This window comes from Peribacillus sp. AS_2 (assembly GCF_026891895.1).
Classification (GTDB): domain Bacteria; phylum Bacillota; class Bacilli; order Bacillales; family DSM-1321; genus Peribacillus; species Peribacillus frigoritolerans.
Map to the genome: position 1 here is coordinate 17,589 of NZ_JAPTGA010000027.1, position 16,021 is coordinate 33,609.

Here is a 16,021-nt window from a genome sequence, read left to right on the forward strand (position 1 = left end):
GCTTTGCATGTTTGGATGTCATCCTTGGAACATTTCATATCGTCATTAGAAGAAGCTCATAATTAAATTTCGATAATTATGAGCTTCTTTTATTTCTTATTTTTAATTAGGAACGTGACACTATGTCGGTGTTCATATTAAAATTTGTAGGGTTCACCATCTTCTGGTACTAACATATTACTTGAGAATCCTTTTTCTTTACTAAAGTTTTTTAATTCTTCTCTGGATAGTGTCCAATGGTTAACAGCTTCCATATGAACAGAAATAAGCTTTGCATTAGGAGCCGCCTTGTGTACTTCATAGATGTCTTCTTTTCCCATAATGAGAGAACCATATTCTATCAATTGATTATCTCCGCCATTGACAACAATAATATCTGGTTTATGGGTATCCAATTCTTCCTGTACACCTTCATACCAGACTGTATCACCAGCTACGTACAATGTTTTTTCACTTGGATGTTTAAAGACAACGCCACATACTTCCCCCATACGCTTTAATAGTTCTTCTCCTCTTCCATGCTCGCCTCTTGTTTTAACTAATTGGATGCCTTCAAAGACAGTGCCCTTTGTTAATACCTCTACATTGTGGAACCCGGTATTTTGGACTTCCTTTGCTTCTTCTTCATTTTGAACGAACATTTTAATATCTTTTGGTAATAGTCTTTGTGCTGCTTCGTCAAAATGGTCTAAATGTAAATGAGTCACAATGACTGCATCAACTCCACTAATAATCTCGTCAGCAGAGGTTGGTAAACTCACTGAAGGATTTTTTTGATCTTGCCTAATCGTACCAGGGAAAGACGGGTACGCACCTTTCTCTGCTAACATAGGATCAATTAAAAACTTTTTATTTGCATATTCTACAACTATCGTTGCATTTCGAATTTGTGTAATCTTCATCTTTACAACTCCCTTTCTTTTCATGTGTTCCTTAACAGTGTTAAGTGTATAATATGAGCAGTATTCAAATACACAGATAAATTAAAGTGTTTTAGGCGTTTGACTTTATTTTTGAAAGGAGTTGACGTTCAGATGGATCAAACAGATAAGCGAATTATAGAGGAGTTATGTAGCAATAGCCGGATTACGATGAAAGAATTAGGGGAGAGAGTTCACTTAACAGGACCGGCAGCCGCAGCTAGAGTGGAGAAATTAGAGAACAATGGGGTTATTGAGGGGTATAGCATTAAAGTGAATCAAGCGAAATTAGGGTGCTATACGTATGCCTTTATCAATATCTATATAGAAGGTACACATCATCAACCTTATCTCTCATTTATCCGAACAAAGGAAGTATATGTCATCAATAATTATAAAATCAGTGGAGATAGCTGTTATCTTTTGGAGTGCAGGTTTCCAAGTAATGAAGCGTTAAATCAATTTTTATTAGAGTTAAACAAATATGCAAACTATAAATTATCGATCGTTATTAATAAATAGGGCATGAATGAACATGGATATTTGTGAATAGTCACATTTAAACTATAGGGTGCTTGAATTGAACAACGAAGGCAGCAGGGACACCTCGTTTTCTTATTCACAAGTTAGTATATGAAGGACTGTACTTAAACTAATGGGTGGTTTAGCTGAAGATCGGAGCTGTCTTTAAGGCAGCTTTGTTTCTTATGGAACTATAGGACAGGTTAGTTGAAGAAGAAAACGAATTGATTGGTGTTGAATTAAATGCCTCACTATATTTTTTATACAAAGATGTAACTGCTAGGCAGGAAAAATATTTAGACAGTTGGTCAGAATATATTGAATAAGGAAAAAGAGTCGGCAAAGCGACCCTCCTCTAAGATTCTCCGTATTTAACATATTAAGTATTTATTCAACGCTTGTTGTAAAGTTCCTAATGTTTGTGCTTTTTCATTTAATCTCATTCCTAAGCGTATCATATTGCTAGCCACTTCAGCTCTTAACCCGGTAATCACAGTGGTACATCCCATTAATGAAGTGCCGTCAATAATCCTCATTAAATGATCAATTACCTCAGTCTCCATTTCCATAATTCCAGATAAGTCCATAATCAATGTTTGAATACGTAATTTTCCAATCTCTATTAAAACTTTCTCCTCTAGAATATTCGTTCGGTAAAGATCAACCGCACCAATTAAAGGCAAAATACATATAGTGGGTGTTATTGGGATTATTGGCACAGAAAGATTTTCGACCAATTCTCTTTGAGCCATTATCAATGAATCTTTGTATTGAGAATATGTGATAAAAAAAACATTTAAAAACCTGTCTACTTGATTATTTATTTGTTTTTCTACCGAAAAAAAATCTTCATTTATAACGTGATTCGTTACCTCGTTATATCCTTGTAGGAACTTCCACAAAGTTCTTCGAATGGCTTGCACCCACTCTAATTTGAAAGTTAATGGTATTTCGTGTGTCGCCCAAGCTATACCTTCTTGTTTAGCAAATGATTGAAGCTCTTGTTCTTCACCCTCAATAATGTATCGAACCAGCTTACGGGCATTATTTATCAGGTCAATATTACCGACCATTAATATTTCTTCAATTTTGTCTTTCACATTAGATGCTTCGTTTAATAATGAATCTTCAAAATCCTCGTTATTTTCTTCGATGAATTTCATTAATTTATATATATCAAGTGAAAAATCCATAATTTAATCTCCTTTTTTTAAATCTGCCAAATCATAAATACCCTATTCTTATAATTACTAAACCCATTTACACAAAAAACTTCTAATTTAAAGGAAAATGGATGATATTTATGTAAATTAATATTGTGAAGATACTAACGGGGCAGGTTGTTCGATTAAAGAAATGTACATTGGCATATTTTCCTTACATTAGTAGAGAGTTTAGTTGAAGAAGAACTGAATAAATAAAAACAGCCAGGTTCTGGCTGTTTTAAAAAATCCGAATGCTTGAAATAAAAACAAAAACTCAATCAGATTTATAGGATAACTTTATTAATTCCAGTTTTTCTCTATAAATTGAACTGCAGGGTTTAAATTTGTTTTGTTAGCAATTGAAATGAGAGCTGGAACCACAGAAGGGTCCGTTTTGGAGAAATTAGGGATCCGTGGATTTAACCGAAAAAAACGATCTCCTAGAAGCTGAGAACTGACCATGGATTCATAGTAACCGGATCCACTAGCGACAATCTGAAGAAATGGCAGTAAGGGTTCATTGGGAGATCGGTCCAAAAGAACTCCCCAATTCGGGGGAAGGTTCTTCATATTTTCGGGACGTATGTTATCTGCACTTACCATCCCCCATCCCTTCGTATCTCTTCTTAATCGAGTCGGCTCTTCACCTGTTCCAATGGATAATACCGCAATTTGATCCAACGGCTGTTTGGCCTTCCCCACCGCAAATGCGATACTGGCTGTACTGGGGTTGGTTGCAACTGTATACCCATCCACGTAGTTTTGATAGGCTCGTTGCGTCGCGGGAGCACCACTGCTCCGTAGTATTACATCACTCGCTTTCTCATTTAAATAGGGAGAGCCAGGAAAGTTGTGGAATAACACAGGAGTCCAACGATTCAGCTCCGGTGAGAATAAATGAAATGCAGGTACAACAATTCGTCTTTTTAAGTCTTTGAGGAGAAGATCTGATGGGAAAAATGTTTGTACCGCTTTAATGAAACCAGAATATGGCAATTGTTGGTTGAAAACAGGTCCACCTGGTCGGGAAACGCTGAAAGCCGGCAGGATTTTATCCTTAAAAAACTGGAGTGTCTCCTTAGGCGATCTTCCACTTGCTAACGCAAGGGCAGTGAATGAACCGATTGAATTTCCCGAAAAAACATTGGTTCGACTAATTAATTTTGGGTTTTGCCGAGCTAGTCTGTTCAAAAGTTGTAAACTTAAAGTACCTAAAGTGCCGCCTCCATCAAAGGTCATGATCCGATATTTTGTCAAAGCTATTTCTCCTTTCCAATCTGGTCACAAATATCATTCAGTATATGTTTATTTTTCAGGAGCCGGATTATGTAGCTAAACATCCAAGGAAAGACTTTACCGAGTATATAAAAAACTATGACGAGGATAGAGGAGACTACGTTTGAGTGGTAGTAAGGGCAATCCAAACAGAATTATTATGCACGTACTTTGTTTGTAATGGGTGATGAGAAAGACAGAAAATACAACCAAAAAAACTTGAAAGAAAATAAAAAAGCCATAGCGGTAGGCTACGGCTGCCTGTTCCGCCCTCAAACAGGTTCTTTTGCAACCTGTGCACAAAAGGTTATTGATTATTATTAAATATCTTGCGACCCCTCAAGATGCAGATGTTTTTTTCCAACAACAGGATTGTGGAAGGATTACACTTAAACTAAAGGGTGCGTTAGCTGAAGATCGGAGCTGTCTTTAAGGCAGCTTTTTCTTGAGGAACTACCGGGGCAGATTAGTTGAAGTGGAGAATTGGTTATTTAGCCTTTATTTTACATTCTAAAAAACACCTGAATTTTGTTATTACCTAGTTCAAAAACTATCTACATATTTGGTATAGAGTCAACAGATAATAACAAAAAATGTTAAAGGAATGAGAAAAATGATGGATTTTTTAGAAGACATATCTACCTTACCTTATGTATTAAAGGCATTGTTAATTTTTTGTACTGCAATTATTCTTCTACGTATCGCAGGAAAGAGATCACTTGCAGAAACGACAGTTTCGGAAGCTGTGTTAAGGATTTCGATTGGTGCTGTACTAATCCAACCTTTAGCAGTGAAAGAGGAATGGCAAGCAGTATATGCTGGAACTTTGCTCATTATAGGAATTGTATTAGTAGCAAAAATACAAATATGGTTTCCAGAATCCCGAAAGTTTATTAATGGAGTACCATCAATATTAATTAAAGATGGAAAGATGCAGTTAGAAGAGCTAAAAAAAGCCAGATTAACGACAGATGAAATACAAAGTGCACTTCGCCAAAAAAATATAGGAAATGTCGAAGATGTTGAATTGGCGATATTAGAGTCCAATGGTAAAATAGCGACTAGCCTAAAGCCAAACAAAGCACCTGCAACCAAAGAAGATATTCAAAAAATTTTAGATCTCTTAGCTGAGAATGGTATTCGTTCCTCATCACAAAACCAGTCTGAAGCGAAAACGCCACCATTATTTAAAGAAGCTTATTACGAGGGAGGCATAGTGGACTATAAATCTTAGAGACATAAAAAAAGCTGTTTTTTTCTTTAGTACAAAGATAATACACAATACATAAGCATTGTTCTTCAACTAACGGATGCTTTACTTCATTAAGGGAGTTGCTTTGGCAGCTCTTTTTCTTATAGAGCTAATGTGGCAGTTAGTCCGATTCCTTAGTGTTTTAAGAAATTAGTTTTTCATTTGGAGTTATCAAAGTCACCATTGATCAATGGGAGATAGAATCAAATAGGGGAGAAATCATAATAGAACTATGCTTTTGAGGCACAATAATTTGAAAAGATATAAAAAGGATGCAAAGCGAGGAATTTTATGAAAAAGGTTGTAATGTTTTTGCTATGTCTTCTTATCTTAATTCTTCCATCACAAGTTTTTGCTCAACGAAAAGTACCTATTTTAATTTATCATTCGATTGACGAGTTTACTGGGCAGGGTTCTAAGGAGCTATATGTAACTCCTGATAATTTCCAGAAACAAATGATTTATTTAAAAGACCATGGCTACACATTATTAACTTTTGATCATTGGCAAGACATTTATAAAGAAAATAAACCCATTTTCATTACCTTTGATGACGGATACAAAAACAATCTGAATGCATTTGCTATCTTTCAAAAACTTAAAAACGAACGTTTTAAACCAAGTGGTACCATTTTTGTTATCTCTGACTTTATCGGTCGTTCAAACCGATTATCGAAATCGGATTTAAAAATGATGGCTGATTCGGGTATAATCTCAATCCAGTCTCATGCTGCTACACATCCTGATTTGACGGAAATAAAAAATTATGAATATGAACTGAAAGGGTCCAAAGATAAAATTCAAAAAATAACAGGCAAACCAGTTAATGCTCTTGCGTATCCATACGGAAATTTCAATGACAAAGTCGTAGAAGAAACGAAGAAATATTATTTGTTTGGACTTACGACAACTCCTGAACTATTTTCTGAGAAGGGCATTAAAGACGAACTTTATCTTTTACCACGAATTTATATCAAGTATTCAACTACTCTTGATGACTTTGCGAAGATAGTTGAGGGCGGTTCCTATACCAGGTAATCGCTTTTTCAACCAAGGGAAAAGTACTTAATATTGTTTATAAGCAAATGGATACGGAATAAGGAAAACATCAAATATAATTCAAAAGTTTAAGGAAATAGATATTGAACTAATTGGGTTATTTATGATTGAAGTTCTTTAAAAACAATGGAGTTGATGAATACCACCTTCGTGTGTCACCAAGTAACAAGCAAGCAATGGCTTTTTTTAAAAAAAAGCAATGCTAGAACTTAAATCTTAGTTAGGTGTGAAGGTAATTAGAATGAAAGGTACAATTTAACTTTCACTCTTTTCAACTAACGGGTGTGTTAGCTGAAGATCGGAGCTGTCTTTAAGGCAGCTTTTTCTTATAGAATTAAAGGTGCAGGTTAGTGGTAGAAGAAGGTAATCAGGTGTTAAGTAGAGAAAAAGGTAGCAATAAATATAAAATTAAATAACTGAGGCGAAAAGGATGGCTCATAATGGGATAGTTTTAGTAGTTAGTGTATCAATATTCAGAGATGATGAAGTCTTAATAATTAGAGAAAATAAACCAACTGCTATTGATAAGTGGAACTTTCCGAGTGGACGCATTGAATATGGTGAAGACATTCTCTATTCAGCTCGTAGGGAGGTAAAAGAGGAAACTGGCTTTGATGTAAAACTTAATGGTACAACGGGTGTATATAATTTTATCAGTAGTACAAACAATCAAGTTATTCTATTTCATTTTACTGGTGAGGTTACTGGTGGTTCATTAAATTTTGAAGAAGATGAAATTTTAGACAGTAGATGGATTAAGGTGAATGACCTTGTGAAATTTGATAATGAAGAACTACGTGAACCAAGGGTACTCAAGCAAATAATAGATAACTTATTAAAAGAGAGGGTACATTCAATTAGTATTTATAATAAACAACTAGATAAATAATTTTTATTAAGCTAACAGGTTCTTTACTTCTTTATCAGGAGCTGATCAGCAGCTCCTTTTCTTATGGCACTAAAGGGGCAGCATTCCTGTATTAACTGAAATACTAAAAAGTTTGTGAAGAAATCTACTTAAACTAATGGTTGCGTTAGCTGAAGATTGGAGCTGTCTTAAGGCAGTTTTTCTTCTTTAACTAACAGGTGTTATTGTTTAATGGAAAATCTACTAATCTAGTATAATCGTTATTCTTTTGACTATACTGTCTATTAATATGGTATAGATTGGAGAGAAACAGGCATGATCTTAACTGATGTATGGGGTTAATATAGGCAGATAAGCAAATCCAATTTATCAAGAATAACGGGATAGTATATCCATCAGTTCTTGCTTGGCTGTTTCTACACTTTCCTTTTGGAAATGTTTGTATTGCACTCGGATCTTGGATTCATCCATTCCTGCTGCACTTTCCAAAAACCCAGAAAGTCCTCTTGCTTTTCTATCCACTTCGATGAATAAATCTACGGATTGAGCGTCCGCGACGAATCCGATTTCAACCTCATCAAGGCTTCTTTGGAATGGACCGCCCTTTGGCTTGTATTCGAATTCCTGAAAGACACCCGTTTTGCTACGTTTGAAGGGTACATTTTTTACTTTGTTCAAGTAAAACCCTAATGATTCGATTGCTTTTAGGAAGCTACTGACTGTTTCATTTCCAAATACGTTTATATAATCATTATCTTTAGGGTCCAATGCGAACGTCACATCCATTTCCGTCTTCATCCACACAGACACGTCCCCTAACGTGATTGGCGTTTCGTACGGAAGTTGCAAGGAAAACGGAATCACCTTTTCTTCGCCTTTTTCAATGATGAATGCATCCGAAACCTTTATTTTGTAAAGGGTAACATCATCTAAATACTTACGGTCATCCTGTTCCCTCAAAACCTGTGTCATCAAATGGATGTATAGCCCATTGATTTCCTGTTGGGTGTTTCCGCCAAGGACAAACACGTTCCCATTTACCGTTTCTCCTTGTTTGTATGAATCTTTTTCTAATTTTGTATCCACTTTCGCCGCACCGATTCCGATGCTTGCTTTCATTTTATCAAAAAATGACATGTACATAATTCCCCCTTTGTAAGTCTATAAATAGCATAGCATAATAGGTTCATGGGCGCCTCTAGAAGGGGGCCATGAAAAAGTGAAACCACAAAAATTTATGCATCTCCAACACACGTATAGGCGTTTGTATTAGAGTTCATCCGCAAGACTTAAGTGGCTATCTTAAAGCTTGGAAAGAATGGAGAGTGTATCTTCCTTCTATTTAAATTTATAATGGTAAAATGTCAAAAAGACTATGATGCAAAATCATAAGATTGGACTCCAGAAGATCGTCATTAGTGGCGATCTTTTTCTTTTCACCTATTTGAACGCGCACTGTAACCAAATTAATAGTAATAATATTTTATGAATTAGAAAAAGATAGGGTAAGGGAAGGAGGGATTGCGAATGTCAGTGAAAAAGTGGGTAACGGGATTGGTCTTTATGCTTGCAACGGTTGTAGTTGTGACAACTCTAGGATCATTCGGTGTATCTGCCGAATCCCGTGTTGTAGCTCAGCCTGCGGTGAAATCGATTGTGGTCGAGTTGAACGATGATTTCTTTAATCCGGAAGCCATCACTATTCCGAATGGAACAGCCACAACATTGATTTTGAAAAACAAAGGTAAGAAAGAGCACACCTTCACAGTGGAAAAGCTCGGAATTGACGCAGAGGTCCAGGCAGGTAAAGAAAAAACCATTACCGTGCAACCGAAACAGCCGGGTACATATGAACTGATATGCCGGTACCATTTCCAGGAAGGAATGGTTGGGAAAGTGATCGTCGAATAAAAGGCAGGGCCAATATGGCCTTGTTTTTTTATTAGGCAAAGGAAAATCCTTTTTCATTTCAGGATATGGTGGTTCATTAATAATGGTTCCACCTCTAATCAATGGCAAATATAATGTATGGTAACGTATAAACCTTTTATAATGAGGTGGAAATGTGTATTTTTTTAAACCTATTTCTGATGAGGTTCGTTTATCTCAAATCCTATTCAATAAACATAATAGAACGATGAAGCTCATTTTAGTGTCCATTTTTGCTTGCATTGCTGCCATACTTCAGGCTGCTCCAGGCTTTTTACCAGGTATCGGATATTTTATAAGTCCCCTAGCCACTGCACCCATTCTGTTAGGTTCCATGTTTTCCATTCCATTTGGAGTGGTGACCTACCTTTTGACAATTATGTTGTTATTCATCCTTCAGCCAACTGAACTCATTGTATTTCCTTTTACAACAGGATTGTTGGGACTTGGCATAGGGGCATCTTTTTCTTTTTTAAGGAAGAGATTAAGTGTTATTGCTGTTGGGGCCATTCTTTTAATGTCAGGAATTATGAGTCTACTATTTATTTTTCACTTTCCGGTTTTAGGTCCAGCCGTGCCTGTTTCCTTTTCGATCCTGATAACTGGCTTTTTATTAGCTTTCATTTATAGCTGGTTTTGGGTTGAAGTTGCTTTGATCATTTATAAAAGATTAAAAACGATTATAGTTTAGTGGTCTCCATCACTCGTTTTTAATTTCAATTCATTCATGATTAGGTAGAATTTTAGTTAGGATTCAACGATTTCAAAAATCGTACCTTGGTTAAAATCAGTCACTTTCATAGAGCCATAAACCCCTAAATATAGTCTGGTTTGATCCAGGTTCGTTCCCAAATTAACATAATAAGCTGATTGAGACCCAAAATCATAATCGGTCTGTATCACACTAAAATCGTTTTGTTCACCATTTGGTCTTACGGTGGTATAAGCTAAAGCCCCTCTTACCTGAGGTTGAGATTCTTTCCGGGCAAGATCGGTAAACACAACGCTTCCTGTCAAAGCAGGGATTCTTCCCCCCATATAGGCTTGCACCCCTGTAAGTGCAGTTCCTCCAAACTTATCGGGTCTGGAATCTTCATGAAAATAACTAGTCAAAGGCTGAAGACGGCTCCCTGAAAGCGCAGCTGCTTCATCGTAATAAGCAATGGTTTTCTCATCCAATGCCGGATTATCCGTGCACCTTCTGATAATCGATGCAGGGAAAGCACCTTCCCAGCCTCGCCAGCCCAAGTTAATGAATCCTTCTTTGTCAGGTTCAGAATTCATGAAAGGAGCTAGAACAAGCTCAGTAACCGGTATTGGTTTATACTGAACGAATGAAAAAATCGACTCGACCAAATTCTGGCCGACATTTCCCGCATATTTAATATACTGATTATAAAACCTTTGAAATGAAATGCCTGGTATATTGCGCACCCCTTTGGCCATTACCATGAGCGTTTCCTGAATGGGTGTGGGAAGTTCATTAAAACGTGTGACAATGGTTGGATTATTGTAGGATATATTCTTATCTACATCCATTTCAATTATCTTACCGGCAATTTCCAGATCGTCCTGGCTTAAGTTAAATGGATCATAGCCTGATCCGCCATCCCCGGTTGTTAATACAAGTTTTCCTGTTTCAGGTGAAAAGTTTAAACTATTGACCCCATTATGATTTAAAAATGGTCTTCTTAAGTTAAGTAAAGTCCGTCGTTTTTGGGGTTGACCATTCGCTTGTAAAATCCATTCTTCAATTGTATCAATATGGTCATATTTAGTTTCTCTATTCATCCACCTTAGGTTTAATGTTTTGGGATCACACGGGTCAGGCTTAAAAGACTCAGAAAGAGCACCTGGTCCTTGTGTTCCGGCCACTGAATAATGAAGATAAAACAGACCGTTATAATAAAATTCGGGATGAAACGCCAGCCCCAGCAATCCCCGTTCATCATATCCGCCACCAGAAGCGCCAAGTTTTAGGATTCGCGGGCGAATATCTAAAAAAGTCCTTATCTCTCCGTTTCCTATGTAAAAAATCTCTCCTACCTGGGTTGCAATAAATAATCTTTCAATGGAGTCACCCGGAAGTATAGTCGTTTTCAAAACAGTAGGTAAATTTATCTTACTTACAATGGGCCGTAAACCAACCTTCACTTTTATCAACTGATTTTGCCCCCCTTCTTATGGTTTTCTTTAATAAGAATATGATTAGAACTGTCCGTTAGTACCAATTTAGGCAGGGGGAATCTGATAAGGCAATGCACCACTTTCAGCAGGAGCGTAAGGAATCTGATGGTGTGCGTTACGTGACGGGGCGGATTAAGGTGAAAAACCAAAACCAATACTTAAATTGTCTGCAATTATGGGAAATGAATGAGTGTTGGGGTTATACATGATGGAAATAATAGATCAACATATATATTTGTCGCTTTCGTCCATCAGGAATGGGTGTCATTGACACGCAACCGTAGAGTTGCTTATAATCGATGTATGTGGGATAAAGACGCTATATTCAAAGCACTCGGCGATTCGACTCGGCGGCTGATATTGGACGAACTTTCTGAACGCAACGAGCTGACGTTGTATGAACTTACGGTACGTCTCATTACGAAGCACGACCTTGCCATTTCGCGACAGGCAATTGCTAAACATCTAGCTGCATTGGAAGATGCAGGACTCGTAAAATCAAAACGAAAGGGAAAATATCGAGTACTAATGTTCAACAACGAACCACTTAAAGATTTGCTGAAAGGATGGATAGAGTAATTTTATAAAATCGGAACAGGCTTCTGAAGAATGTGTGGGTTTTTCGGCTTGGAACCAGATTGTTTGCAGAGCACCAGCGTGGTAAATATTAAAGGAGGCAAAAGATTATGAAAATCATTGTTACCAGTTTATTCGTACAAGACCAAGACAAGGCACTGGAATTTTATTCAGAAAAGCTGGGATTTGTAAAAAAGCATGACATTCCCATGGGGAAATTCAGGTGGATTACGCTTGTTTCTCCCGATGATCATGATGGTACCGAGCTTTTACTCGAACCGAATGAGCATCCTGCCGCAAAGGAATATCAAAAGAAGATAGTAGCCGAAGGCATCCCAGCAACAATGTTTGGCGTTGCAGATATTCATCAAGAGTACAAACGGTTATTGGAAAACGGCGTGAAGTTTACGATGGAGCCGACAAAAATGGGAGAAAGCACTATAGCGGTCTTCGATGATACATGCGGCAACCTTATTCAGATAGTGCAGCAGTAATTTTATGTGAAATAGTTTTATTGTTGTTTTTAAGTTGGAGGAAGTGTGTTCATCTTAAACAACTTTAAGTTAACCCTGTCCTGATTTTAGGACAGGGTTTTATATTTTTGGAGTGTAAAAGTAAATGACAATGTTGTCATTCTCATCATTTTAAAAAAAGTTCATAAATCGAAAAAATAACCCCGAAAGATCGGGGTTATTTTTTATTTACTTGACGTCCACTTTTTTTTGAGCTCTGTGAACTTGTGTTTCCAATTTGAAATTCATTACCTAGTTCAACATCATTTCTTTTATCCTGTTTCTCGATTTGCTTTCTCGTTTGATCCTTGTTTTGCATTCCTTGTTTAGACAATACGTATCCATCTCGCTTTCAATATTATTGTTTTTAATATGCGCAAGTATAAGGAAAATACGTATTATTATTTAAAAAATAAAACAAATTAGGTCCTTCAGCAAAGGAATTATAACAAAAATGCGTTTGCAAAAAATCTTAAATTTCCTGCAATTAACGATTTTCCTTGTCATGTCTTGGATTTAATTAGATCACCCTATCTCCAGACATTATAGCAGGCAGAATCTAATATGCTGTTATGGGAGGTGGTTTAATGGGCGGGATTTCAATTAGTTTATGCATGATTGTAAAGGATGAAGAAGAATCCCTTCCTACCTGTCTTGCTTCTGTTAGGGAACTAGTCGATGAAATGATTATCATTGATACAGGATCAAAAGATAACACGAAACAAATTGCCTCAGCCTTCACTGATCATGTTTATGATTTTGAGTGGATTGATGACTTTTCGGCTGCGAGAAACTTCGCTTTTTCTAAAGCGACAAAAGAATATATACTTTGGCTTGATGCGGATGATATTTTAACAGAAGAGAATAAGGAGAAATTTTCAACGCTGAAAAAAGAGCTTCCTCCTCACTTCGATTCTGTCATGATGTTTTATCATCTTTCTTTTGATGGGAATGGAAACCCCAGCTTTAGTTCCAGGCGGAACCGGCTCGTAAAACGGGAAAAGAACTTCCAATGGATAGGATTCGTTCATGAGTATCTTGAAGTGACCGGACTCACATTTCAATCGGATATTGCCATACATCATAAAAAGGTAAAAAGCTTTAATGATCGTAATTTGAATATTTACAAGAAGGCCCTTCAATCAGGAATGGATTTTTCACCGCGCGACAAATATTACTATGCGAATGAATGCAATGACCATGGTTTATATGATGATGCCATCCAGTGGTATCATAAATTTCTTGATGAGGGTAAAGGATGGAGCGAGGATAACATTCAAGCCTGCGGCAAGTTGGCGGACTGTCAGATTCAATTAAAAGATTGGAGTTCAGCTGTCCAGAGCTGTTTAAAGTCTTTCGAGTACGATACACCAAGAGGGGAAATATGCTGTCGGCTCGGATACATCCATATGGAGCAGCATGAATATGAACGCTCTATATTCTGGTACAATCTGGCAACGCAAATAGAAATACCAGAAACAAAAAGCCCTTTTATCGAGCGGAATTGTTACACATGGCTGCCGCACATACAGCTTTGCGTATGTTTTGACCGCATCGGCAAGCTAGAGGAAGCAAAAAGACATAATGAGTTAGCTGCTGAATACTTTCCAGATCACCCTTCCATCGACTATAACCGCAGCTACTTTCAGAGTATCGAAAAAAAGGAAAAAAGCTAATCTCTTGAACGCCAAGGGATTAGCCTTTTTTTGCTTCTTGAAAAGTTAAATAGGATGATTCAATTAGCCATGGCAGAATACTGGATAATTTATGCGGAAGGGCTTGTGCCGTTTCACTGTTGCTGCAAATTTCATAATGTGTTATAAGGTTCTACGGCCAATTAAAACACCTAGTATTTGGAGAAAAGTAAATTCATTTTTATTTTTAAAGAAGGTGGAACAAGAATGCCAGAATTCTTTGATGGAAGAACATCTCAAAATGCTTCCTATGCCAACTCCATTAATATTCCCACTTCGTCTGCTTACCAACTTTTTGGACAGGTTGGCCTTAATGTAAGCGAAGCAATTCCCACTTCAATTATTCGTGTTCAATTTGATGGGATCATCACCTTAAAAGTAAATCCAGCCGCCAGTGTTTCTGCAAATTCTGTTGAAATTAAAATTGTTAGAGGGACCAATCCTAATGCTAGTACAATTTTTAGCGGTATTAAAACTATTGTTGTTAATGGCTCTGAGATTGGACCTCAAGAGTACGCATTTTCAGCTGCAGATTACAATGTCCCCAAAGGTTCAGGGTTTTTAGTATATACAGCTTTTGTTCGTAACATTACTGGTTCAGTTGATTCGGATGTAACGCGTGTTGGTCCAGAGAGCTTTAATGCGTCAGCTATTGGAAATTCAGGGACAACAGGGGGAACAGGGGCAACAGGAGCTAGGGGTGCTACAGGTGTCACGGGAGCAACAGGAGGTCCGGGAGCCACGGGAGCCACGGGAGATCCCGGGGTCACAGGAGCCGCCGGGGCAACCGGAGCAACAGGAGTAGCCGGAGCCACGGGAGCCACAGGGGCCACGGGAGCCACCGGAGATCCGGGGGCAACCGGAGCAACAGGAGCAACAGGAGCCATGGGAGCAACAGGCGTAACAGGAGCGACGGGAGATCCAGGTGTCACCGGAGCCACGGGAAATGCAGGAACCACCGGTGCAACAGGAGCTACAGGAGATCCAGGAGCCACCGGAGCAACCGGAGCGACGGGTGTCGCGGGAGCCACCGGCGTAACAGGAGCGACGGGAGATCCAGGTGTCACCGGAGCCACGGGAAATGCAGGAGCCACCGGTGCAACAGGAGCTATGGGAGCCACAGGAGCCACGGGAGCCACAGGAACAATGGGAACCACAGGCGTAACAGGAGCGACGGGAGATCCCGGAGCCGTCGGAACCACAGGAGCAACAGGGGCAACCGGAGATCCGGGAGCCATAGGAGCCACGGGAGCTGCCGGAGCGACAGGAGCCACGGGAGCCACAGGAGATCCAGGAGCCACCGGAGCAACAGGGGCAACCGGAGATCCGGGAGCCATAGGAGCCACGGGAGCCACGGGAGCCACCGGTGCAACAGGAGCTACGGGAGCCACGGGGGCCACGGGAGAACAAGGTGTCACCGGAGCCACAGGAGATCCAGGAGCCACGGGAGCCACAGGAGATCCGGGAGCCACGGGAGCCACGGGAGAACAAGGTGTCACCGGAGCCACAGGAGATCCAGGAGCCACCGGTGCAACAGGAGCCACAGGAGATCCAGGAGCCACGGGAGCCACAGGAGATCCGGGAGCCACGGGAGCCACGGGAGCCACCGGTGCAACAGGAGCTACGGGAGCCACGGGGGCCACGGGAGAACAAGGTGTCACCGGAGCAACAGGAGATCCAGGAGCCACGGGAGCCACAGGAGATCCGGGAGCCACGGGAGAACAAGGTGTCACCGGAGCAACAGGAGCTACGGGAGCCACGGGGGCCACGGGAGAACAAGGTGTCACCGGAGCAACAGGAGATCCAGGAGCCACCGGTGCAACAGGAGCTACGGGAGCCACGGGAGCCACGGGAGCCACGGGAGAACAAGGTGTCACCGGAGCAACAGGAGATCCAGGAGCCACCGGTGCAACAGGAGCCACAGGAGATCCAGGAGCCACCGGAGCAACAGGGGCAACCGGAGATCCGGGAGCCATAGGAGCCACGGGAGCCACGGGAGCCACAGGGACCACGGGAGCCATG

General features: G+C 39.5%; 16 protein-coding genes. 10 read left to right on the forward strand and 6 right to left on the reverse strand.

From position 1 onward, the window contains the following. Positions 1-137: 137 nt before the first annotated feature. Positions 138-902 (reverse strand): MBL fold metallo-hydrolase, encoded by a 765-nt coding sequence (locus OTG27_RS25860; protein ID WP_268938523.1) that lies wholly within the window; start codon positions 900-902, stop codon positions 138-140. A gap of 132 nt (positions 903-1,034) precedes the next feature. Between OTG27_RS25860 and OTG27_RS25865 the strand changes: the two genes are divergently transcribed. Next, a complete protein-coding gene (locus OTG27_RS25865) occupies positions 1,035-1,442 on the forward strand; it encodes an Lrp/AsnC family transcriptional regulator (RefSeq protein WP_268938524.1) in 408 nt (135 codons plus the stop codon). A gap of 371 nt (positions 1,443-1,813) precedes the next feature. On the opposite strand, the gene OTG27_RS25870 is transcribed toward OTG27_RS25865, so the two are convergent. Further along, positions 1,814-2,635, reverse strand: a complete 822-nt coding sequence (locus OTG27_RS25870; protein ID WP_239859341.1) for an STAS domain-containing protein — start codon at positions 2,633-2,635, stop codon at positions 1,814-1,816. 312 nt (positions 2,636-2,947) lie between these two features. Continuing rightward, the gene (locus OTG27_RS25875) at positions 2,948-3,904 is read right to left on the reverse strand and encodes a patatin-like phospholipase family protein (protein WP_268938525.1); all 957 of its coding nucleotides are present in this window, start codon (positions 3,902-3,904) and stop codon (positions 2,948-2,950) included. 631 nt (positions 3,905-4,535) lie between these two features. Between OTG27_RS25875 and OTG27_RS25880 the strand changes: the two genes are divergently transcribed. The 3 genes from OTG27_RS25880 to OTG27_RS25890 all read left to right on the forward strand — a co-directional run bounded on the left by OTG27_RS25880 (position 4,536) and on the right by OTG27_RS25890 (position 7,122). After that, positions 4,536-5,156, forward strand: coding sequence for a DUF421 domain-containing protein (locus tag OTG27_RS25880; protein WP_268938526.1), 621 nt, complete (start codon positions 4,536-4,538; stop codon positions 5,154-5,156). 309 nt (positions 5,157-5,465) lie between these two features. Beyond that, positions 5,466-6,212 carry a polysaccharide deacetylase family protein gene (locus OTG27_RS25885; protein ID WP_268938527.1) on the forward strand — a complete coding sequence of 249 codons (747 nt, stop codon included), beginning with the start codon at positions 5,466-5,468 and terminating at the stop codon, positions 6,210-6,212. Between the two features lie 451 nt (positions 6,213-6,663). Then, positions 6,664-7,122 carry an NUDIX hydrolase gene (locus tag OTG27_RS25890; RefSeq protein ID WP_268938528.1) on the forward strand — a complete coding sequence of 153 codons (459 nt, stop codon included), beginning with the start codon at positions 6,664-6,666 and terminating at the stop codon, positions 7,120-7,122. Positions 7,123-7,470: 348 nt separating this feature from the next. On the opposite strand, the gene OTG27_RS25895 is transcribed toward OTG27_RS25890, so the two are convergent. Continuing rightward, on the reverse strand, positions 7,471-8,238 hold the full coding sequence (locus OTG27_RS25895) for a sporulation protein (RefSeq protein WP_268938529.1): 768 nt from the start codon (positions 8,236-8,238) through the stop codon (positions 7,471-7,473). A gap of 390 nt (positions 8,239-8,628) precedes the next feature. Between OTG27_RS25895 and OTG27_RS25900 the strand changes: the two genes are divergently transcribed. Further along, a complete protein-coding gene (locus OTG27_RS25900; RefSeq protein WP_268938530.1) occupies positions 8,629-9,012 on the forward strand; it encodes a cupredoxin domain-containing protein in 384 nt (127 codons plus the stop codon). A gap of 154 nt (positions 9,013-9,166) precedes the next feature. Further along, positions 9,167-9,721: a hypothetical protein gene (locus tag OTG27_RS25905; RefSeq protein ID WP_268938531.1), complete on the forward strand. Its 555-nt coding sequence runs from the start codon at positions 9,167-9,169 to the stop codon at positions 9,719-9,721. Positions 9,722-9,777: 56 nt separating this feature from the next. Here OTG27_RS25905 and OTG27_RS25910 read toward each other — a convergent pair whose 3' ends face one another. Continuing rightward, positions 9,778-11,193 (reverse strand): PQQ-dependent sugar dehydrogenase, encoded by a 1,416-nt coding sequence (locus OTG27_RS25910; protein ID WP_268938532.1) that lies wholly within the window; start codon positions 11,191-11,193, stop codon positions 9,778-9,780. A gap of 327 nt (positions 11,194-11,520) precedes the next feature. On the opposite strand from OTG27_RS25910, the gene OTG27_RS25915 reads away from it, so the two are divergent. Next, positions 11,521-11,796: an ArsR/SmtB family transcription factor gene (locus tag OTG27_RS25915; protein WP_034304356.1), complete on the forward strand. Its 276-nt coding sequence runs from the start codon at positions 11,521-11,523 to the stop codon at positions 11,794-11,796. A 107-nt stretch (positions 11,797-11,903) separates the two neighbouring features. Then, positions 11,904-12,287: a VOC family protein gene (locus tag OTG27_RS25920; RefSeq protein ID WP_057276436.1), complete on the forward strand. Its 384-nt coding sequence runs from the start codon at positions 11,904-11,906 to the stop codon at positions 12,285-12,287. A 196-nt stretch (positions 12,288-12,483) separates the two neighbouring features. Here the strand turns inward: OTG27_RS25920 and OTG27_RS25925 are convergent, their stop codons facing one another. Further along, positions 12,484-12,639: a hypothetical protein gene (locus OTG27_RS25925; protein ID WP_164468797.1), complete on the reverse strand. Its 156-nt coding sequence runs from the start codon at positions 12,637-12,639 to the stop codon at positions 12,484-12,486. Between the two features lie 253 nt (positions 12,640-12,892). Here OTG27_RS25925 and OTG27_RS25930 point away from each other — a divergent pair, with 253 nt between their 5' ends. Next, on the forward strand, positions 12,893-13,981 hold the full coding sequence (locus OTG27_RS25930) for a tetratricopeptide repeat-containing glycosyltransferase family 2 protein (protein ID WP_268938533.1): 1,089 nt from the start codon (positions 12,893-12,895) through the stop codon (positions 13,979-13,981). A 225-nt stretch (positions 13,982-14,206) separates the two neighbouring features. After that, on the forward strand, positions 14,207-16,021 hold a 1,815-nt coding region (locus OTG27_RS25935), incomplete at its 3' end, for a hypothetical protein (protein ID WP_268938534.1).